Origin of the sequence: Paraburkholderia fungorum (genome assembly GCF_902833645.1) — a bacterium.
Lineage (GTDB): Bacteria > Pseudomonadota > Gammaproteobacteria > Burkholderiales > Burkholderiaceae > Paraburkholderia > Paraburkholderia fungorum.
Window position 1 is genome coordinate 457,497 of the sequence record NZ_CADFGE010000002.1, and the last position, 20,944, is coordinate 478,440.

At 62.2% G+C, this 20,944-nt stretch carries 20 protein-coding genes; 13 read left to right on the plus strand and 7 right to left on the minus strand.

Translation table 11 applies throughout. The features are described from left to right. Window positions 1–159: 159 nt before the first annotated feature. The 6 genes from HWX91_RS08750 (at window position 160) to HWX91_RS41280 (ending at window position 4,766) form a co-directional block, all read left to right on the plus strand. Window positions 160–375, plus strand: coding sequence for a hypothetical protein (locus tag HWX91_RS08750; RefSeq protein WP_028194752.1), 216 nt, complete (start codon window positions 160–162; stop codon window positions 373–375). 141 nt (window positions 376–516) lie between these two features. Next, window positions 517–1,971 carry an indoleacetamide hydrolase gene (gene iaaH / locus HWX91_RS08755; RefSeq protein WP_028194753.1) on the plus strand — a complete coding sequence of 485 codons (1,455 nt, stop codon included), beginning with the start codon at window positions 517–519 and terminating at the stop codon, window positions 1,969–1,971. 14 nt (window positions 1,972–1,985) lie between these two features. Beyond that, window positions 1,986–2,822 (plus strand): CDP-diacylglycerol diphosphatase, encoded by an 837-nt coding sequence (locus HWX91_RS08760; protein ID WP_042274017.1) that lies wholly within the window; start codon window positions 1,986–1,988, stop codon window positions 2,820–2,822. A 189-nt stretch (window positions 2,823–3,011) separates the two neighbouring features. Then, window positions 3,012–4,100, plus strand: a complete 1,089-nt coding sequence (locus HWX91_RS08765) for a fatty acid desaturase (protein WP_028194755.1) — start codon at window positions 3,012–3,014, stop codon at window positions 4,098–4,100. Between the two features lie 19 nt (window positions 4,101–4,119). Further along, complete coding sequence (locus HWX91_RS08770) at window positions 4,120–4,632, plus strand: integrase arm-type DNA-binding domain-containing protein (protein ID WP_028194756.1); 513 nt, start codon at window positions 4,120–4,122, stop codon at window positions 4,630–4,632. Continuing rightward, on the plus strand, window positions 4,578–4,766 hold the full coding sequence (locus HWX91_RS41280; RefSeq protein WP_375792412.1) for a hypothetical protein: 189 nt from the start codon (window positions 4,578–4,580) through the stop codon (window positions 4,764–4,766). Before HWX91_RS08770 ends, HWX91_RS41280 begins: the two co-directional genes overlap by 55 nt. Before the next feature lie 52 nt (window positions 4,767–4,818). On the opposite strand, the gene HWX91_RS08775 is transcribed toward HWX91_RS41280, so the two are convergent. Beyond that, a complete protein-coding gene (locus HWX91_RS08775; protein WP_028194757.1) occupies window positions 4,819–5,718 on the minus strand; it encodes a YihY/virulence factor BrkB family protein in 900 nt (299 codons plus the stop codon). A 189-nt stretch (window positions 5,719–5,907) separates the two neighbouring features. Between HWX91_RS08775 and HWX91_RS08780 the strand changes: the two genes are divergently transcribed. Then, window positions 5,908–6,462 carry a low affinity iron permease family protein gene (locus HWX91_RS08780; RefSeq protein WP_030100372.1) on the plus strand — a complete coding sequence of 185 codons (555 nt, stop codon included), beginning with the start codon at window positions 5,908–5,910 and terminating at the stop codon, window positions 6,460–6,462. A gap of 728 nt (window positions 6,463–7,190) precedes the next feature. Here the strand turns inward: HWX91_RS08780 and HWX91_RS08785 are convergent. From HWX91_RS08785 to HWX91_RS08805, 5 genes are all read right to left on the minus strand, one after another. Then, window positions 7,191–7,691: a terminase gpP N-terminus-related DNA-binding protein gene (locus HWX91_RS08785; protein WP_127837998.1), complete on the minus strand. Its 501-nt coding sequence runs from the start codon at window positions 7,689–7,691 to the stop codon at window positions 7,191–7,193. A 46-nt stretch (window positions 7,692–7,737) separates the two neighbouring features. Further along, window positions 7,738–7,941: a helix-turn-helix domain-containing protein gene (locus HWX91_RS08790; RefSeq protein WP_127837997.1), complete on the minus strand. Its 204-nt coding sequence runs from the start codon at window positions 7,939–7,941 to the stop codon at window positions 7,738–7,740. Window positions 7,942–8,341: 400 nt separating this feature from the next. Then, complete coding sequence (locus HWX91_RS08795) at window positions 8,342–10,651, minus strand: c-type cytochrome (protein WP_375792411.1); 2,310 nt, start codon at window positions 10,649–10,651, stop codon at window positions 8,342–8,344. 133 nt (window positions 10,652–10,784) lie between these two features. Next, window positions 10,785–11,300, minus strand: coding sequence for a (2Fe-2S)-binding protein (locus tag HWX91_RS08800; protein ID WP_028194758.1), 516 nt, complete (start codon window positions 11,298–11,300; stop codon window positions 10,785–10,787). Between the two features lie 109 nt (window positions 11,301–11,409). Beyond that, entirely contained in the window at window positions 11,410–12,561 is a 1,152-nt protein-coding gene (locus HWX91_RS08805) for an FAD-dependent monooxygenase (RefSeq protein WP_028194759.1), read from the minus strand. A gap of 297 nt (window positions 12,562–12,858) precedes the next feature. Between HWX91_RS08805 and HWX91_RS08810 the strand changes: the two genes are divergently transcribed. Genes HWX91_RS08810 through HWX91_RS08830 form a run of 5 tightly spaced genes read left to right on the plus strand, consistent with a single transcriptional unit; the run spans window position 12,859 to window position 18,493 of the window. Further along, window positions 12,859–13,611: a maleate cis-trans isomerase family protein gene (locus HWX91_RS08810; RefSeq protein ID WP_028194760.1), complete on the plus strand. Its 753-nt coding sequence runs from the start codon at window positions 12,859–12,861 to the stop codon at window positions 13,609–13,611. Between the two features lie 23 nt (window positions 13,612–13,634). Continuing rightward, window positions 13,635–14,462: an alpha/beta fold hydrolase gene (locus HWX91_RS08815; protein WP_028194761.1), complete on the plus strand. Its 828-nt coding sequence runs from the start codon at window positions 13,635–13,637 to the stop codon at window positions 14,460–14,462. 19 nt (window positions 14,463–14,481) lie between these two features. Further along, entirely contained in the window at window positions 14,482–15,522 is a 1,041-nt protein-coding gene (locus tag HWX91_RS08820; protein WP_028194762.1) for a 2,5-dihydroxypyridine 5,6-dioxygenase NicX family protein, read from the plus strand. Between the two features lie 11 nt (window positions 15,523–15,533). After that, on the plus strand, window positions 15,534–16,178 hold the full coding sequence (locus HWX91_RS08825) for an isochorismatase family protein (protein WP_028194763.1): 645 nt from the start codon (window positions 15,534–15,536) through the stop codon (window positions 16,176–16,178). A gap of 35 nt (window positions 16,179–16,213) precedes the next feature. Beyond that, window positions 16,214–18,493, plus strand: a complete 2,280-nt coding sequence (locus tag HWX91_RS08830; protein WP_028194764.1) for a xanthine dehydrogenase family protein molybdopterin-binding subunit — start codon at window positions 16,214–16,216, stop codon at window positions 18,491–18,493. A 32-nt stretch (window positions 18,494–18,525) separates the two neighbouring features. Here HWX91_RS08830 and HWX91_RS08835 read toward each other — a convergent pair whose 3' ends face one another. Next, a complete protein-coding gene (locus tag HWX91_RS08835) occupies window positions 18,526–18,975 on the minus strand; it encodes a MarR family winged helix-turn-helix transcriptional regulator (RefSeq protein ID WP_028194765.1) in 450 nt (149 codons plus the stop codon). A gap of 381 nt (window positions 18,976–19,356) precedes the next feature. On the opposite strand from HWX91_RS08835, the gene HWX91_RS08840 reads away from it, so the two are divergent. Further along, entirely contained in the window at window positions 19,357–20,667 is a 1,311-nt protein-coding gene (locus HWX91_RS08840; RefSeq protein ID WP_028194766.1) for an MFS transporter, read from the plus strand. The last annotated feature ends 277 nt before the right edge of the window (window positions 20,668–20,944 follow it).

Genomic DNA, 20,944 nt, shown 5'->3' on the forward strand with positions numbered 1-20,944 from the left:
CGTCGCTGATTTGCTTACGAGGAAAGATTGGTTCACCCGCTGCGCGGCGCGGCCTACGCTTGATCCTGCCCGCTGACTCACCGGTTGCCTGACGCACAGGGTTGCGTCCCGCCTGCCGGCTCCCTGGCAACACACGCGGGCACACTCACTGCCACGACCATGAATTCACATATCCGCTACAAAGGCTACGAAGTCGCACCGGCTGCGCAACAACTGCCTAATGGCCTGTTCGCTGCTAATCTGACTATCGAGAAAACCACCGCAAGCCGGGGTCAGGCCTATTCGTTCGACGCGCTCGACTACTTCTTCGACGAAGAACATGCGCTCGCCTATGCGTTCCGCTGGGGACGCATGTGGATCGACAGCCGGAAATAAGCCGCTAAACAAACCGGCAAAGCGGCAAACGCAGGCCTTCAGCACAGTCCTTATTGCCTATTGCTCATTGCGACACCTGACGTCGGTTTTGAAACGGCTGTGCCAGAATAGACGACACCTGAGTTCAAGGAGTCGCCTGCAATGACGTGGACCGTCGATCAACAGTTAGCTTTAACCGCAACCGAAGCAATCGCCGCGATCCAGTCCGGGCGCCTCAAAGCCGCAGACTATATAGCGACGCTGCTCGCGCGCGCGGCATCGCTGTCGAGCCTCAATGCGCTCACCACACTCGACCTCGATGGTGCACTGGCCGCCGCGCAGCGCATCGATGCATTGCCGCCCGAAGCAAAAGCGCAGTTGCCGCTCGCCGGTTTGCCCATCGTCGTGAAAGACAACATCAACACGGCCGGCCTGCAGACCTCGGCGGGCACGCCCGCTCTGGAGGGTTTCGTCCCGAAGACGAACGCGCCTTCGGTACAGCGGCTTCTCGATGCCGGTGCGATCGTGCTCGGCAAAGCCAATATGCACGAACTCGCGTTCGGCATCACCAGCACGAATCTCGCCACGCACGCCGGGCCGGTGCGCAATCCGTACAACCCCACCCTGATCCCCGGCGGCTCGTCGGGCGGCACGGCCGCCGCGATCGCCGCGCGCATTGTGCCCGCGGGTCTCGGTACCGACACCGGCGGCTCGACCCGCATTCCGGCGGCGTTGACGGGCACCGTGGGGTTTCGCCCATCGGTCGGCAACGGTGGCGCCGAGCGGCGCTATCACGACCCGAATGCCGTCGTGCCGATCAGCCATACGCGCGATACGGTAGGACCGATGGCCCGCACGGTTGCCGATGTCGCTCTGCTCGACGGCGTAATCACGGGGGCCGGGCCGTTGCCCGTGCTTGCCTTGAATGGTTTGCGCATCGGTTTGCCCGCGCCGCTCTGGGACGGGCTCGAAAAACAGGTGGAAGATGTCGCACGCGCCGCGTTGCGCCGTCTCGAAGCAGCGGGCGTCACCTTCGTGCCTATCGCGATGAGCGAACTGGAAACCCTGAACGGCCTGGTCGGCGGTCCGATCGCAGTCCACGAGGCACGTGAGGACGTGCGCGCCTGGCTCGTCGCCAACGATGCGCCGGTCAAGACCGTGGCTGAACTGGCGGCCCGCATTGCGAGCCCGGATGTGCGCGCGATCTACGACGACGTACTCGCCGACGTGCTCGGCGACCGTTACGACGCGGCACTGCTGCAGTGGCGGCCGCGTTTGCAGCAGTACATCGCAGCGACTTTCGCCGATGAGCGTCTCGATGCGCTGCTGTTCCCGACCACGCGCCTCACCGCGGCGCGCATCGACGACCTGAACGGTTCGTCGAGCGTCTCGATCGACGGCGCCGCGCCGATCGATACGATGGAAGCGTTCCTGCGCAATACCGATCCGGCCAGCACGTCCGGGATTCCGGGCTTGTCGCTGGCGGCCGGGCTGAGCGCCGCCGGCCTGCCGGTCGGCCTGGAGCTGGATGGCCCGCTCGGCGAGGATCGGCGGTTGCTGGCAATTGGCGTCGCGGTCGAGCAACTGCTCGGCGCACTGCCGGCGCCGGCGCTCTGAGGGGCAGCCTGAAGATGCCTCTCAAGGATGCCGTTGAACACACCGCTCAAAAACTGCCGATCCGAGTGCTGACGACCAGCAGGTTAAAGCACGCGCGTCTTCGGCAAACGATTCTGCGAACCGTCGCGGCATTGGCGCTCGCCTGCACCGCCGCGGCCTGCGCGCGCCTTGCCGCAATCGATTCGAATGCGCTCTGGAAAATCGTCGACGTGCGTTGCGTGCCGTCGCAACAAGCCACCGGCACACCGGGCCAATGTACCGTCGTCAATCTCGACAAACGCTACGCGATCCTGAAGGATATCGTCGGCCGCTCGCAGCATCTGCTGATTCCGACCGATCGCGTCACCGGCATCGAAAGCCCGTTCATTCTGGCGCCGAACGCGCCCGACTACTGGGACGACGCATGGACTTCGCGGCTTTACGTCGAGAAGTCCGTCAAGCGGACCCTTCCCGACAATCAACTCGGCCTCGAGATCAATTCGCAATTTCGCCGCTCGCAGAACCAGTTGCATATTCATATCGATTGCATGCAGGGCAAGATCAGCGACGCGCTGGCGCGTCACGCGAAGGACACTCCCGGCGAGTGGCACTGGGATACGCTCGACGGCCAGCGCTACCGGATCATGCGCGTCACGTCCCTCACTCAGGCCGACAATCCGTTTCGCATCGTTGCGCGTGACAACCCGAACAGCCAGGCAATGGCGATGCAAACCGTCCTCGTGACCGGCGCGGGGCCATCGGCGGCACAGGACGGCTGGCTCATCGTGAATAGCGGTCTGGATATCGACAATGGCAGCGGCACGGCAGAAGGTTTGCTCGATCATGCGTGCCGCGTGGCGGACGGTGGTTGAGCGCCGCTTGCCCGAGGTTCACAAAGCGTTCTGGGCGGCAGGCAGCGTCGGGCCGCATTGCGTAAGGGCCCGCGATGTGTCCCCCGGCTTTTGCATCTATATGCAGATGCATTGCTGAACAAAATGGTTCTAGTGCTGCCAATTGGTCCGTAGGATCGGTCTAAACCTGCATTCCGACCGATCCAGCCGATGGCGACATATCTCGACGACACGCAACGCAAGGCACTCGCCCACCAGGCCGCAAGCTGGACATGGCGCACACAATGGCCGACGTGGCTGCTGATCGTCACGATTTATGGAGGCTGGTTCGGCGTAGCGATGCACGCGCACGCGCTCGGCCTGCCGCTGACGACCGCGCTGCTGGCGCTGTTGGGCGCCTGGTACATGTCCCTGCAGCACGAACTGCTGCACGGTCACCCGACGCGCTCGCCGCGCCTGAACGCACTGCTGGGCTTCGCGCCGCTCGCAGTGTGGTTTCCGTACAGCGTCTACCGCGATGCGCATCTTCAGCATCACGACGATCCGCATCTGACGCGCCCGGAGCACGATCCCGAAAGCTATTTCGTGAGTCAGCCTGTGTGGCAACGCGCCGGTTTTGCGATTCGTGCGCTGCTGACCCTGCGCAATACCTTTGGCGGCCGCTTGCTGGTCGGCCCGGCTTTCGCAATCGCGGCAACTGGCGCGGATGCGCTCGGCAAAATCAAACGTGGCGATTGGCGTGACGTGCCGATGTGGCTTGCCCATCTGGCCGCGCTAGCCGCACTGACGGTGTGGCTGCAGCGCGTCTGCTCGATCCCGGCGTGGGTCTTTATCGTCGGTGCGGGTTATGGATCGTTGTCGCTGGGTTCGATCCGCTCGTTTCAGGAGCACCGTGCGGCACATGCTTACGAGCATCGCACCGTTATCAACGAGGCTGCGTGGTTCTGGCGGTTGCTGTTTCTGAACAACAACTACCATCTGGTGCATCACGACTTGCCGCACGTGCCGTGGTTCGCACTCCGGAAAGTCTATGAAACGTCCCGCCAGCAATACATAGAACGCTCAGGAGGCTTTCTGGTAAAGGGTTACAGCGAATGGCTGAAACTTTATACGTTCGCTTCGGTTGCGCCTCCGGTCCATGGTGAGCTATCCGGTTTGATCCAGAGTAATCCAAGGGCTTCCGACGATTTTGCAGGTCAATCGTGGGTCAAATTCATGGTAGTTTTCCGTCGAGGAGAACTCCCTGAAGCTAACCTACCCGCTACTGCTGAACGCCAAGCCGCAAGACAAGCCCTATAAGATTCGTGACAGCGACTCCATGTATCTGCTGGTGTCGGTCTCAGGTTCGAAGGTGTGGAAATTTGACTACCGGTTGGATGGCAAGGATTGCAGTTACACCCTCGGCCGATTTCCCGATCTCTCTATCGCGGACGCTCGTCAACTTCGTAACGCTGCAGCCAGCCTTGTCGCGTCCGGGGTTCATCCAAAGGCACACGAAAAGCATCTTCAACAGCAGAACGTTGCCCATTACAAAAACGCGCTCTGGCCGGTGTGTGAGGAATGGCTGAGCGACAACCGAGGGAACTGGACCGCGTACTATCACGGTCAAGCCACGCGCTTCCTTGCACGCTACGTGAAGGACTCGCAGCTCGGTGCAATGCCAATTCGCGACATCACAGTGGCGCACCTGTATGACCTGATCCAATCGATTGCAAAGCGCAAAACTCTTTCAGGCGATGAACGCAAGGCCGGGGCGCTCCTCACATCGCAATACGTTTGCGCCAACACCTTGACGCTGTATTCAGACGAGCGATTATCAGCGGACGAGTAGACTCGAATCCTGTCGCAGCACTCAAGCCATCGGATGTTGTAACGCTTCCGCCTACCCGACACAATCGAGCGTTGGAGGCTGATGAGCTCAAGCACGTGCTGGCGGCGTTTTCGGTCACCCGACAATTGGATTAGTTGGGTTTTGTCCTTCGGTCCAAGCTGCGTCGCGTTTTCTGCTCGCTTGCGTTCAGATCGCCTTCGGATGTAGCGCGGACATCCTATTCCGCCGAATTGCGGCTGTCGTTTCGGCGCCCAGCAGAAATACAAGCGCACAGAAATACAACCACATCATGAGCACAGCAAGCGAGCCCGCGGCGCCGAACGCGTTCGCCGTTCCAGCATGCGACAAATAAAAGCCAAACAGATATCGACCCGCTGTAAACAGGACTGCAGCGAGGGCTGCACCGGCCAGCGCGTGCCGAAATCTTACGGACACGTCTGGCAGCCACTTTATCAATGCAGCAAAGCCTGCCGTCAGAGCTACGAACGCAAGAATTGATTGCAGCACAAGGGCGAAGACTACGACGGGCTTGTCGCCAAAAATGGCGTGTCCAGCAAATTGAATCGCGGCATCCAGCACCAGCGAGACGACCATCAGAAATCCGAGTCCCATTGCCAACCCAAAGGACATCAGGCGCGCGCGAAGTAACAGGGCGAAGCCTTCGATGCCAGATTTTCGCTCGGCGTCAAACACGACATCAAGAGCGGTGTTGAGCGAAGTGAATGTCGCAGAAGCGCCGACCACAAGCAACAAGACTGAGATGACTGCAGCCACCCCTTTTCCCTCGGCGTAACGGGCATGGCCGACGATATCCTGCATGGCTGCAGCTGCGTCGGAGCCGAGTATGCCTTTCATATGTGCAAACAACTCCCCGCGTGCCGCATCCGCCCCAAAAAACCAGCCTGCGACCCCAAGCACGATTAATAATGTCGGGGCTAAGGAAAATGCCGAGTAAAACGCGATGCTCGCGCCTAAGGTCATGCAGCGGTCCGACGAGAAGCGCAGAACTATCTCCTGCGCTTCATCAAATTTACCTTTTTTCCTTGGCTTGCGGACCGTCTCGCGAGGATGACCAGCGAGTGACATAAACTCTCCCGGGAAGCAGGGCAGGGCAACACTGCGGCCTTGACGAAGGAGCAACCCTCGTACCACCCGACGGGTCGACGCGCGTATTCTCGCAGCCGAGATGCCTGGTTCAGTCGCCACTAACCGCACGCGTGCGGCCGGTACAAAACTTGCTGTGAACGATGAACCTTATCCTTCGGGGAGAACGATATGACGAACGATGCCGCCAGCGGTCCAACCGATGAAATTGCTTCTATGCCGGACACGTCCAGCCCGGCGTATGCAAGCGGACACCCCGTCACAAAAGTTTTCGACGCGTTCGCCAGCCTGGTAACTCGATGGGCGGGCTCGCCCCTCGCATTCTGCCTGGCTGTCGCTGTTGTTGTAGCGTGGGTAGTAACCGGCCCGCTGTTCCACTATTCGGACGGCTGGCAGTTGGTGATTAACACCGGCACCACCATCATCACGTTCCTCATGGTGTTTCTGATTCAGCAAAGTCAGAACAAGGACAGTGTTGCCGTTCATTTGAAGCTGAACGAACTGCTTGCAGCAAACCACGCGGCCAGCAATCGCTTAATTGGTATCGAAGATGCGTCGGAGGAAGACCTGCGCCGCATAGCGAACGCCTATTTCAACCTCGCTAAAAAGGCTGGCGAGCGCAATGGTCGGCAGGATAACGTCGACAGCTGTGTCGAGGAAGCGCGTAGAAATGCAACCCCGGAGAAAGAACCTGCGGACCGCAATCAGCACGAGATAGCCAGCTAATCGCTCGCTGCCTCCCCTGAAAAGAATGCCGGCAAAGCCGACGATGGATACCGACTATTTGGTGAGCATCCTGAGCAAAGCGGTTCAGAAAGGTCGCTATTACGGAATGTCCATAACTTTTACATGCACGCGCATGCGAGTGTCGACAAGCGGTTCCAACGCGTCGTAGCTGTAAGCGCTCAAGCTGACTCTCCGCATCCGCGCAAGCTTTGCACGCGGGCCGGTCAGTACAACCCGGCGGCCTGAGACCGAGTGTGGGGTGTCTGCGAATCAGTTACTGAACTCAGTGCTGAGGCCATTCAAAATCAGACATCGTCCGGTGCTACTTCAGCGTCGCGACGTATTCTCGGATTGGGGAGCAGGTCGGTCGGTGGCATGCGCTGCGTAGCGCAAGCTTTTAGATATTCATTGAGCGTAGAGTTCAATCCCTCCCCGGACCCCTCCCCCTAGCGATTCACAACCGCCGTGCCTGTTCCCCGTGTGCACTATTCCGCTGCCCACATCACACGGGTGTGGACAGGCGCCCTAAGGGCGGTGCCGGAGTTGCACACACTCGAACGTCTGACGCGCCGGCACTCCTACACGTGTTGACCAACGATTACTTTCGCATATTGATCAGCACATGCGACAGGCCCAATCCTGTTGCGAGATGCCAGATATAGAAACGCGAGTAGCGCACGCCGAACTTCGTCTCGATGGCCGTTCTAAGGCGCCCATTCGACCAATGGTCAGCATCGATGCCCTGTTCCCGGGGGAGACTGCCGTAAAGCTGACGCGATCCAGGCAAGCGCCGCAGCGTCGATAGTTCCGGGTGCTCGTCGGCTCGGCGCCTTGTGCGGCTGCATCCGGTCAAGTAACCCGAGATCAATGGTGAGTTTCCGGATGTACACGTCGGAAAACCGCAGGCCGAACTCGCGCTCGATAACAGTCGGCAATTTCGGATTTGACCAGCGATCCGTTTCAAAACCGTGCAACCGGGGCGACCCCTTTACCGTCTTGACAATCCAGGCTCGGGCTTTGTCGTCCAGCACCGATTTTCGTCCGCCCACGCTGATTCGTTCGATTTTTTCGATGCCTCCTGCGTCCAGCATGGCTTTGTATTCCTTGACCGTTCGAACGTTCATTCCCGCGGTCTCGGCGACGCTATCAACAGGCCAGCCTCTCTCGAGTAGTTTTGCTGCCTGAAGGCGCTTTGCGGCGATTGGCTTCAGCCCGGAGTTCGAACTCATGTGGTCTGCGGAAGTGTTGACGACATATTTTTGCATAGACTGCCGATCAGCTACGAAGCTTTGTCAGCAGGTCTGCCACGCCGGCCCGCGTGGCAATTTCCCAGACATAACGTCGAGAATACTCAACGCCCAGCCGACGATGAAGCACGATGCACAAACGTGCGTTGGTCCAGTGATCAGACTCTATTCCATGCACTCTCCGCGACTCCTTAACCGTCGCGGCAATCCATGCCAGCGTTTCGTCATTCATCCCGGAAGGCTTCTTGTCGCTATCGCGTCGGGCTGCAGCGCTGACTGCATCGAATCAGCTTACTTGACGAACTGTGACCAGGTTGACGCGTCCCCCAACCGTTGCACGGCTTCGAGTTACGGCACCGGAACGCGACCTGTCACGCGCAAGTTGCCGACTGTCTCAGATCTTCTTTCAAATATCCCCAATTCGACCCGCTACCTAGCGTGACGCCTCCCGACCTGCGGCAACATTTTTCGTCTGAAATATGGCGGAGACCGAATGTTGATCTGTGCCCATCAAGGCTCCGCGATCACGCTGTTTATCCGGAACGCCGATACATCAGGTCATTAATAGACCACGTCTTTTGTGACCAACCCACAGGGAATTGCACCAAATCGGGCAATATTTTCAGCCGGCGTCAGTGCGCCCGCGAGCGCAGGCCTGCGGACGCCGATTCAAGATCACGCCAGCCTGGCTGCCCCGGTGCATAACGAGCGCGGATATACGACGCGAGCTCAGCCATCTGCTTGTCGTCGAATACGTCACCGAATCCGGGCATGTAACCGAGCGATTCCGTTGCGGGCTGATCGATCCCATGTTGCAACACATGCAGAAGATTGTCCGGTGAGGCCTGTGCAACGCTGGTGTTCAGCCCCATCAACGGACGCACGCCGAAATGGCCGACGCCGCCCGATTCCGCATGGCACACCGCGCACGATGCTTCGAAAATGCGGCGGCCGTTTTCGAAGCCAAGCGTCGTCGAGCCCGCGTCTGTGGCAATTGAACGCGTGGCCGCAGCACGGGCAGACACCTCCGCGTCAACGGGTGGCGACAACGAGGCGACGTAGTGAGCCATCGCGCGTACATCGGATTCCGGAAGTGTAGCGAGCCCGGCGACGACGGGCGCCATCGGTCCCGCCGCCACACCGTGTTCCGCAGAAAAGCCCGTGCGCAAATAGTCGAATAGCGCGGCCTCGGACCACGGCACCGGCGACGCTCGCGAAGCCACCAGCGACGGCGCGTCCCAGCCTTCCGCGCTCCCGCCCGACAGATACGCAAAACCGCCCTTCTCCGCGCCGATCGCATTGCGCGGTGTATGGCACGCGCCGCAATGCCCCGCGCCGTCGACCAGATACTTGCCGCGATTCCACTGCGCCGAGCGCGTCTCGTCGGGGACGAACGGACGTGTGTCATGAAACAGCCAATTCCATCCGGCCACCAGTCGTCTTTGATTGAGCGGGAACGGCAAATTCGTTTTCGGTGGCGCGTTTCTGACCGGCGCTTGCGACATCAGATACGCGTAGAGCGCCATCATGTCGGACTCGCTCATCCTCGCGAACGCGGTGTACGGAAACGCCGGATAGAGATGCGAGCCGTCGCGCGAAATACCTTCGCGCATCGCTCGCGCAAACGCTTCGTATGACCAGGTGCCGATGCCGGTCTGCGCATCGGGCGTGAGATTGGTCGAATAGACGGTGCCGAACGGCGTGTCGAGCGCGAAGCCGCCGGCATTGGTCTTGCCGCCCGGCGCGGTGTGGCAGACCGCGCAGTCGCCTGCGGCGGCGATCTGACGACCGCGTTCGAGCGTAGCCGGCGACCACAGCGAAGTATCGATGGTGGAAATAGGTGCGATCGGCGCCGGCCCTGGCAGGATCGAGCAGGCAAGGCCGATCAATCCGCCCATCACGCCCCCGATACCGCCCCCGGCCAACCAACGCCGCCAACGCGACGGACGACGCATCTGCGCCGGCGCCTCAGCCAACGTAGCGGAAGGTGCGTCAGCCAACGCGCGGCGGATGCGCTCCGCGTCGAACGGGGGTGCACGGAAACGCACGCCGGTTGCGTCGAACAAGGCGTTCGCAATCGCGGCGGCGGCGGGCGCCGCAGCACGCTCTATCGTGTCGGCCTCCACGCTCGTCAAGGTACGCGCCGTCCCGGCAGTCGATTCGTTCAGCGCTCTCCCCGCCACACTCAGTTCATGCGACACCGCGGCATCGCCGTTCGCAACGCCGGTTTCATCGTGGGCTGACCGGGCAAGAAAGCGCACGCCGGTGGAGCGCTCGACCGCATCGGCCACCTGCCACGACGGCAAGCCCGAGACGCGCGCGGCACCCGGCTCGCCGGAACCACGGCCCGCGACCACGCGTCTGATCGCGACATCGCCAGTTTCACGATTCACGTCGACGTCCACGACCCACGCAGTCCAACTATCAGCACCCGGATTCGGGGTTCCCGTTGTGACGCGCACAGGCAAACTGCCTTTCTCATCCGACGATAGCGGCGCGCCGGGTTCGAGCGCTTCGCCGTCGAACGCGAAGCCGCGGCCGCGAACCCAGGGCGACGCCGGCTCAACCTGAGTCGCGAGCGCCCCGCCCCACGCGGCACGCTCGGTCACCATGCGGATCGTTTCGCGCGCGCCGCAGTCACGCTGCGTGTCGAGGTGCTGCAGGCGCAACGCGACAGGGTCGCGGTGCAGCGCATGAGCGAGTTCGTCGATGAACGATTCGCGGGCAAATGCGTGCGCCTGAACAGGAATTGCCCGGGCCGCAGAAGCTTCGACTGCCACGGACGTCTGAGCGTGCCGGTATACCAGCAAAGGCGCGCCAGGCTCGACGCCGTCATCGCACGCTGGAACCTCGTTGTGCTCCAGCCGCGCACGGTATTGCCACGTTGTCATCGTGCCGTCGCGCTCGTGGCCGGTCTCGACCATCAGGTCCGCATAGGTCATAGCAGCTGCATCGCCCGTTTGCGTTCGTACGGGCCATTGATACCTTTCCGACCGGTACAGTGCCGCACCGGTTTTTTCGTTCCCGCGCAAAGACTCAAGCGTACGTTCATCATCACGCACCGCTACGACGTCGTCACCGTTCTGATTCATGCACACCTTCATGTCGCAGATATTGCGCGGCGCGACGCACCGCGTTGACGATCTCGAAGTGCGTGCCGCATCGGCACAGATTGAAGCGCAGCGCGTCGCGGATCGCGTCGTCGTCAGGCTCCGGGTTACGGTCGAGCAACGCCTTCGTGCTCATGATCATGCCGTTCAGGCAGTAACCGCACTGCGCCGCCTGTTCGTCGATGAACGCGCGCTGCACCGGGTGCAGCGCATCCGCCGTCCCCAGTCCTTCGAGCGTCGTGACTTCGCGCCCGATCGCAATGCTCGCCGGCACGACGCACGAACGCGTCGGCTGCTCGTCGACGATCACCGTGCACGCGCCACACTGCCCGAGGCCGCAACCGTACTTCGGCCCATTCAGTTCGAAGTCGTTGCGCAGGATATACAGCAGCGGCGTGTCCGTCGTGGCGCCCTGAACGGTGCGACGAACGCCGTTGACGGTGAGCGTCAGCGGACCGGCGGGCGGACTCGAATGCGCCATATCTGGGCCTGTTCATAAATGAAAAGGGACGACGTTACAGCGGAAGCACGCAGCGCGCTATAGCGCCGGCGCCACGCGCTTCCGTATCGCGTGCTTGCCGCTCACACACTCAGGCCGAAGCGACCTCGGCGGCCGGCGACACGAGCGGTACGTTGAACACGTCGTAGCCAAAGACCCACGACGGGTCTTCATTCGTGCGCAGCCACGTGTTGTTGTGCGAGACCAGTTGGACCTTGGAGGCGCGCGCCGCGCGGTTCGCTTCGTACAGTGCGAAGGCACCCGCGTAGTCGCTTACGCCCACTTCGTCGAGACAACGCGTCAACATGGCTGCGTCTTCGATCGCCATCGCCGCGCCCTGCGCCATGTGCGGCTTCATCGGATGACATGCGTCGCCGAGTAGCACCAGGCGGCCACGGCTCCACAACGGCAGCGGATCGCGTTCGAGCAAAGGCCATTTCGTAATGGACGGCGATACGTCGATCAGATTCTGCACGTCCGGATGAAAACCCGCGAACGCCTCACGCATTTCTTCGCGGCTGCTTTCCATCATCGATACCCCCGTGGGCCACTCGGCCTGCGGCACGCCCGTGACGTAGTAGTACTCGTCGCGCGCCTCGGTCACGTAGTAGACCATCATGTGACGATCTTCCGACCACCACTTCACGCACATGTCATACGGTTTGTGGCCGAGCAGCGACGCGGGAAAGACCGCGCGATGCGCAACATAGCCCGTATAACGCGGCGGCTCCGAGCCCAGCAGGTGATCGCGAATCTTCGAGTTGACGCCGTCCGCACCAATCACGATGTCGGCCGTCTCGACCGAGCCGTCCGCGAAAGTCATACGCACGTCGCTGCCGGTGTCCTCGACAGACCTCAGGCATTTGCCGAAGACGATCGTGCCGGGCGCAACCGCCTCGGTCATCAGTGCATGAAAGTCGCCACGATGGACCGTCAGATAGCTCGCGCCATAGGCCTTGAGCGCGTGATCGCCGAGCGGGATCTGCGAGATCGCTTCGGCCGTTTTCCAGTCGCGGCTGTACCAGAAGTCGGGATGCGAACCCATCAGGTTCAGAGCGTCCTCGCAGCCGATGCGCCGCATGATCTTCATCACATTCGGCCCCAGGTGAATACCCGCACCCAGGCGTGAAAACGCCTGAGCCTGCTCGTAGAGCCTGACGTCATAACCGCTGCGTTGCAACAACGCGGCAGCCGCCGTGCCGCCGAGGCCTGCGCCGATAACGGCGATACGGGTTTTTCTCATGATGTTCTCCTGTTCGTGCGCCCGCCCAGCGACATGCTTCGACGGCCCGGTTGAGTTCGATTAAATGTAGCGTACACATTCGAAATTCTTTCGACAACAAAAATTTTTGTACACTCCAACGCCAACGTTATCGCCTATATACGTGCATTCACGCGTTTATTCTTGCTGTCGCTCGCCATGAACATTTTTATTCTGTTGAATTTTTATAATGCACACACTAGACTTTGCTTCAACGTACGACGCCCCTCGCCGTCGCAAGGCGCCGGGCATCACTCACATTGACCGGAGAGCATCACAATGACCAGGACATACCGGATCGGCCAGATCGTGCCGAGCTCAAACACCACGATGGAAACCGAGATCCCGGCCATGCTGCGACTGCGCGAGACGATCCGCCCGCAGCGTTTCACCTTCCATTCGAGCCGAATGCGCATGAAGAAGGTCGTCAAGGAAGAACTGGCGGCAATGGATGCCGAGTCGGACCGCTGCGCACTCGAGTTGTCCGACGCGCGCGTCGACGTGCTCGGCTACGCCTGCCTCGTCGCGATCATGGCTATGGGTCACGGTTATCACCGCGTGTCGCAGGCACGCCTGACGCAGCGCACGGCGGAAAACGGCGGCCAGGCGCCTGTCCTGACGAGCGCGGGGGCACTGGTCGATGCACTGCGTGTGATCGGCGCCAAACGCGTCATCGTCGTGGCGCCGTATATGAAGCCCTTGACCGAGCTCGTGGTCGACTACATCCGCCACGAAGGGTATGAAGTCATCGACTATCGTGCGCTCGAAATCCCCGACAACCTGGATGTGGGCCGCCACGATCCCGCGCGCTTGCCCGACATCGTCAAAAGCATGCCTTTCGAACAGGCCGACGCAATCGTGCTGTCCGCCTGCGTACAGATGCCGTCACTGCCGGCGGTCGCCAAGGTCGAGGCCATGACGGGCAAGCCGGTGATTACGGCCGCGATCGCCACCACCTACGCGATGCTGCGCGAACTCGATCTCGAACCGATCGTGCCGGGCGCAGGCGCCCTGCTGTCGGGCGCTTACTGACCGCCACCGCAGGAGGACGCACCATGACTACCTTCCTGTACGGCGCGAACGTCGCGGCCAACGGCATCCGCCAGCACTATCTGCGCTACGGCGGCGCCGACGGTTCACGCGCGAATCGCCCCGCCATTGTGCTGATTCCGGGCATTACCAGCCCGGCGATCACGTGGGGCTTCGTCGGCGAAGTGCTGGGCCGCACGCACGACACCTATGTACTCGACGTACGCGGCCGTGGCCTGTCGTCGGCATCGCCGACCCTCGACTACAGCCTCGACGCGCAAGCCGCCGACGTGGCCGCGTTCGTCGCGGCGCTCGGTCTGCGTGAATTCAGCCTGGTCGGCCATTCCATGGGCGCGCGCATCGCGGCGCGCGCCGCGCTGCATGCGCCGCGCGGACTCGTATCGGTGGCGTTGATCGATCCGCCGGTTTCCGGACCCGGCCGCCGCGACTATCCAGGCAAGCTGCCCTGGTACGTCGATTCGATGGCGCTCGCGCGAAGCGGCACCGACGCCGAAGGCATGCGCGCGTTCTGCCCGACCTGGACGGAAGCCGAACGCCAGTTGCGCGCCGAATGGCTGCATACCTGCGACGAGCGCGCGGTACTCGCCTCTTATGAAGGCTTCCACACCGACGATTTCCACGCGGACGCCGCCCGTCTTACGGTGCCCTCGCTGCTGATGACCGCGCAGAACGGCGACGTGGTGCGCGACGAGGACGTCGCCGAACTGCAGCGCGCCACACCGGCGATGCTGCACGTACGCGTGCCCAACGCCGGCCACATGATTCCGTGGGACAACGCTGCCGGCTTTTACGCCGCCTTCAGCGACTTCCTCGGCGCGCCGCTCGTCTACTGACCGTAAAAAGGAACCGTCGATGCCAGTCAGCGACTACCAATTGATCGAAGCGTGGAAGGAAGTGCTCACGCTCTCTCGCCTCGAACCCGGCCAGAGCGTCACGATCCTGACGAGCCCGGCCACGCATCCGCAGACCTTGTCGTGCGCACTCATCGCGACGCAATCGATGGGCGCGATCGTCAATCGGCTCGATCTGCCGCCGGTGAACGGCGAGAAGGCATTCAGCCGCGATTCGCTCGCCTATCTGGGCACCACGCCACTCACCGGCAACGGCCCCGCGATCGCCGCGCTGAAAGCGAGCGATCTCGTGCTCGATCTGATGACCCTGCTGTTCTCCCCCGAGCAGCACGACATTCTGAAGTCCGGCACGAAAATCCTGCTGGCCGTCGAACCTCCCGAGGTGCTCGTGCGCATGGTGCCGACCCAGGCCGACCGCACGCGGGTGCTGGGCGCCGCGAAGCGCATCTCCGCCGCGCGGGAAATGCGCGTGACGTCCCCGGCCGGCACGTCGCTCGTGTGTCCGCTTGGCGAGTTCGGACCCACCGCCGAATACGGTTTCGTCGACGAACCCGGCCGCTGGGACCATTGGCCGAGCGGCTTCGCGCTGACCTATCCGAACGATCGCACCGCGCACGGCACGATCGTGATCGATCGCGGCGACATCCTGCTGCCGCAGAAACGCTATGTGAGCGAGCCGATCGTGCTGACTGTTGAAGGCGGCTATGCGACAAAGATCGAAGGGGGGGTCGATGCCGCGTTGCTGCGCGACTATATGAAAACCTTCAATGACCCTGAAGGCTATGCGATCTCGCATATCGGCTGGGGGCTGCAGCCGCGTGCGCGCTGGTCGACGCTCGGGCTCTACGATCGCGAAGCGACCATCGGCATGGATGCGCGCGCGTTCGAGGGCAATTTCCTCTTCTCGCTCGGCCCGAACAACGAAGGCGGCGGCAGCCGCACCACGACCTGCCACATCGATATTCCGCTGCGCCACTGCACCGTGCTGCTCGACGATGATGTCGTCGTGCGCGACGGCCGCGTAATCGAATCGACCCTCTGAGACCTGATGCGATGAATGCTCCCCAAACGCACGCCGAAGCCCATGTGTATCAGCAGCAAGGGTTCGGCACACCGCTGCCCGTGCACGGCAATATTGGCCTCTTGATCGTCGACTTCGTGGTCGGCTTTGCTGATCCGTCTACATTCGGCGGCGGCAATATCGCACCGGCGATCGCACGTACCGAGACGGCGCTTGCCCACGCCCGCGCCGCGGGTTGGCCGGTCGCACACAGCCGCATCGTCTACGCGGAGGACGGCAGCGACGACAACGTGTTCTCGCTGAAGGTGCCGGGCATGGCGACGCTCACCGAAGACCATCCCAATAGCGCGATCGTGCCGGAACTGACACCCGCGAAAGGCGAACTGGTGGTGCGCAAGACCGTGCCGTCCGCGTTCTTTGGCACGCAACTCGCGCCGTGGCTTACGCAGCGCGCCGTGCAAACGCTGCTCGTGGCAGGTGCCGTGACGAGTGGCTGCGTACGGGCCAGCGTTGTCGATGCGATGTCGTATGGGTTCCGGCCGCTGGTGTTGTCCGACTGTGTCGGCGATCGAGCCGTCGGCCCGCACGACGCGAACCTGTTCGATATGCAGCAGAAGTATGCCGCGGTCATGCCGCTCACGGACGCGCTGGTCGCGATCGAGCAGCGCGTGCGTTGACGCATGAGCATGGTGCACATCCTGGGACTCTGCCCGTGAACCGCTCCGAACTTCTGGCACGCATCGGCCGCCTGGCCGTGATCCGCCGGCCGGCTGCGCCCGTCAGGCCCGCTGCGGGACAGCCCGGCAGCCTCTCGACCTACGTGCCGGACATACCCGAAGTCTTCGTCGCGATACTCGATGACGGACGGATCCTCGCGTTCAACGGTCACGTCGATCTCGGCACGGGCATACGCACATCACTCGGTCAGATCGTCGCGGAAGAACTCGACGTGCCGGCCAGGCGCGTCACGGTGCTGCTCGGCGACACCGCCGCCACGCCGAATCAGGGTCCCACGATCGCCAGCGCGACGATCCAGATTTCGGCGGTACCGCTGCGTTGTGCGGCGGCGCAGGCGCGCGGCGCGCTCTTCGAACTCGCGGCGCAGCGCCTCGGCGTCGCCATAGAACAGCTTGCCACTGACGACGCCCGGATTTTCTGCGCGGCCAACCCGAACCGCGCACATGTGACTTTTGCCGAACTGCTCGCTGGCCGCAGCATGACGCTTGAACTCGACATCGCCACACCCGTCAAGGATCCATCGACGTACCGGCTCGTCGGGCGTTCATCGCCGCGCGTCGATCTGCCGGCGAAGGCGACCGGCGCATTGACCTTTGTGCATGACATGCGCGTGCCCGGCATGCTGCACGGGCGGGTGGTGCGTCCGCCTTATAGCGGCATCGATAGCGGCGCTTTCGTCGGCACATCTTTCGAGCAGGTTGAACGCGAATCCGTCGCCCATATTGCCGGTGTACGAGACGTGGTGGTGATCGGCGATTTCATCGGCGTCGTGGCCGAGCGCGAAGAACAGGCGATTCGTGCCGCACGCGAGTTGCGCGTCAAATGGAAGCCGCTACCGCCGCTCGAATCTCTGGATGATCCAGGCGCTGCGATCTCCGCTGCGCCGGCAAAACGACGGCCTCTGCTGGAAGAAGGCGACGTCGAATCCGTGCGCGGCCTGCCCGGCACGATCACGCTGTCACGCACCTACGTATGGCCTTATCAGATGCATGGCTCGATCGGTCCATCGTGCTCGGTGGCCGACTTTCGCGAACCCGGCAAGGGACGCATCACCGTCTGGTCGGGCACGCAGAATCCGGTCTCGCTACGCTTCGATCTCGCGACCCTCCTGCAACGCGACGAAGCCGATATCGACGTCGTCCGCATGGAAGCGGCAGGTTGCTACGGTCGCAATTGTGCGGACGACGTCTGCGGCGACGCGCTGCTGCTCTCGCGCGCGGTCGGGGCGCCGGTGCGCGTGCAGCTTTCGCGTGCCGACGAACACACGTGGGAGCCGAAAGGCTGTGGCCAGGTGGTGGACGTCACCGGCACGGTCAGCGACGACGGCCGTCTGCTCGGCTACGACTTCGTGACGCGCTATCCGTCGAACGATGCACCGTTGCTCGCGTCGCTGCTGACAGGCGCCGTCGCCTCACAAGCGCGCGTCTTCGAAATGGGTGACCGCACCGCTGTCTCGCCGTACGAAAGCCCACACCGCCGTTTTGCATGCGACGATCTCGCCCCGCTCGTGCGTTCATCATGGTTTCGCGGTGTGTCGGCGCTGCCCAACTCGTTCGCGCACGATTCGTTCGCCGATGAAATGGCCGCGCTAACCGGCTGTGACCCACTGGATTTTCGGTTGCGCCATCTGAACGACACACGCGCCGCCGAACTGCTTGAAGCGCTTGCCGCGCGCGCCGGATGGAAGCATCGCAAGCGCGGCAGTGAAGCGGCTGACGGGCGCTATGCGCGCGGACATGGCATTGCATACGCACGCTACGTGCACAGCCGCTTTCCAGGCTTTGGCGCGGCATGGTCGGCGTGGGCGGTGGAACTCGTGGTGGATCGGATGACCGGGCAGGTGCGGGTCGAGCGCATCACGATCGGCCAGGACACCGGCACGATGATCAACCCCGACGGCGTGCGTCATCAGATTCACGGCAACGTGATCCAGGTACTGAGCCGCTCGCTCAAGGAGCGCGTGCGATTCGTCGACGGCAAGGTGGCGAGCCGCGAATGGGGCAGTTATCCGATCCTGACTTTTCCGGAATTGCCGGCCGTCGACATCGTGCTGATGCCGCGTCAAGGCGAACCGCCGCTGGGCGCCGGCGAATCGGCCTCCGTGCCTGGACCCGCCGCGCTCGCGAATGCGATCTACGACGCGACTGGCGTGCGCCTGCTCGCGCCGCCGTTCACGCCAGAGACTGTGCGCGAAGGTTTGCGCGCCGCCGGCAAGCTGCTGGCGGCTGAACCGGCGCAGGCGACGAATATTTAGGAGCCAGGCAAGACAATTACGGTGTGACTCACCTACTCGCCGTCTGCATCCGACTCCATCATTTTGCGCAGCAGAAACAGTATGGCGACGCGCTCGCCCGCATTCAGCGCGCCGTAGGTGCGCTCCGTGACCTCCTGGGCGAACGGCACGGTGCGCTCGATCAGTGCGAGGCCCGCAGCGGTGGGACGCACAACAAGCTTGCGTCCGTCGTTCGGGTCGGCGCCCACCTCGATCAGCGCGCGCGCCTTCAGGCGCTCGACGACGCCGCGGATCGTCGCCTGATCGATCGCGGTTGCTTTGACGATGTCGTTCAGTGAGCACGGTTGCTGCTCTTTGACCGCACACAGTGCGACGAACTGTGCGGCGGTCAGATCGGAATCAGGAATCTCTTCCTGAAAAATCGCGACGTGCCGTTGATACGCACGACGCAACAAGTGGCCGATCTGATCGTGAAAGTCGTAGGAATCCTTGCGCGGCGCCATAGGGGTACAAGGCCGGGCGGCCTGAAGACGAAAGAGAAAGAGTGTACACCCCCTAACCGGACCCTCAATACGACCTTGATCAAGCTGCCGCGTCGTGCAGCTTATTTGTAGCTAACACGCTTTACATTTTTCATGCACTTCCGCTGTGCAGGAAGCACGAACATGCCCGTGAAAAAGCACGAATTACGGGCATTTTTCGCTTGATTGAGCGAATCGACGAGGAAATTTTATGGGCTTGGACCGGTGTTTTCCCGCACCGTATTTTGGAGTGTATACGCTACGTTTTTAGCGTGATACACAGATATCTTCAAGCGAAGTGCGAGTGATCTCTGTCGCACGACATCCACCTTTTTTTCGCACCACCTTCCGGGAGTGGCAGTCATGGCGAATGTTTATCAGGGCAGTGCCGTGCTCGACACGAGCAGCACCGACAACAGCGATCTCTATCGCAAGGTTACGATCCGTCTCATCACGTTCTTCTGTTTGTGTTATTTCGCGGCGTATCTCGACCGGATCAACATCGGTCTCGCGAAGCTGCAGATGCTCGATGCTCTCAAGTTCAGCGATACCGTCTACGGCCTGGGCGCGGGTCTGTTCTTCGCCGGCTATATCCTCTTCGAAGTACCGAGCAATCTGATTCTGCAGCGGGTTGGTGCGCGCTTATGGATCGCGCGCATCATGATTACCTGGGGTCTGCTGTCGGGCGCAACGCTGTTCGTCACCACGCCGATGCAGTTCTATATCGTGCGCTTCCTGCTCGGCGTCGCCGAAGCCGGATTTCTGCCGGGCGTACTGCTCTATCTGACGCAGTGGTATCCCGATGCACGCCGTGCTCGCATCGTGGCGCTGTTCATGGTCGGCTTGCCGCTGTCGAGCATGATCGGCAGCCCGATTTCCGGCTGGATCATGGCGTTCTTCAATGGCGCACACGGCCTGGGCGGCTGGCAATGGCTGTTCCTGCTCGAAGCGCTGCCGTCGATCGCGCTCGGCATTGCGATCCTCGCGTGGCTGCCGAATAACATCGAATCCGCCCGCTGGCTCAGCGCCGCGGAGAAGAAAACGCTGCGCGCGAATCTCGACGCGGAGCCGTCCGGCAACAAGAGTCATTCGCTGAGCGGCGCCTTCGTCGACTTCAAGGTGTGGGCACTCGGCCTCATCGATCTGTGCGTGCTGCTCGGGCTGTACGCGACGAGCTTCTGGCTGCCGTCGATCTTGCGCGATACCGGCGTCGCCGATCCGTATCACATTGGGTGGCTGATGGCGATTCCGAATGCGTTAGCCGTGCTGAGCACGCTTTACTGCGGCGCCAGCTCCGATCGGATGCGCGAACGCCGCTGGCATATCGTGGTCCCGTTCCTCGTGGCGGCGGTTGCACTGGTTATCGCCGGTTCGGGCCACCACGGCACGGTCGCCACGGTCATTCTGTTCTCCCTGATCAATGCGGGCGCGGCCGCTGCGATGCCCGTGGTGTGGTCGCTGCCTTCGACCTTCCTCAAAGGCCCCGCGGCGGCGGCGGGCATCGCCTTCGCCTGTTCGATCGCGAACCTCGGCGGCTTCGGCAGCACATATTTCATCGGCTGGTTGCGCGATACGTTCCACTCGCAGAGCGCTGGCCTGTTCGGCTTTGCCGCATGCATGATCGTCGGCTGCACGCTTGCGTTGACGTATTCCGCCAAGCTCGTGAACCGCTGATCGGTTCTCTGCACAACAGCGCTGCCCTGTAATGGCGACCGCCGCGCCTAGACACCATCCCGCTCTCCTCCTGGCTCGGGCAAAGATCGGACGAGCGGGCCGTCGTCGGTGCGCACGGTCTTGCCGCTTGTGCCGTTGCGCTAATTGGTCGCTTGGGGCGGGCGCCCAGCGCCGGCTGGATAGCCCAATCCAAGTGCTTGCGACGATTTTGCGGGGGGAAATGCCCATGGCATTGACGTGGGCCGCGGACCCGCAGCCTCTTGTCTTCTGATGAAAA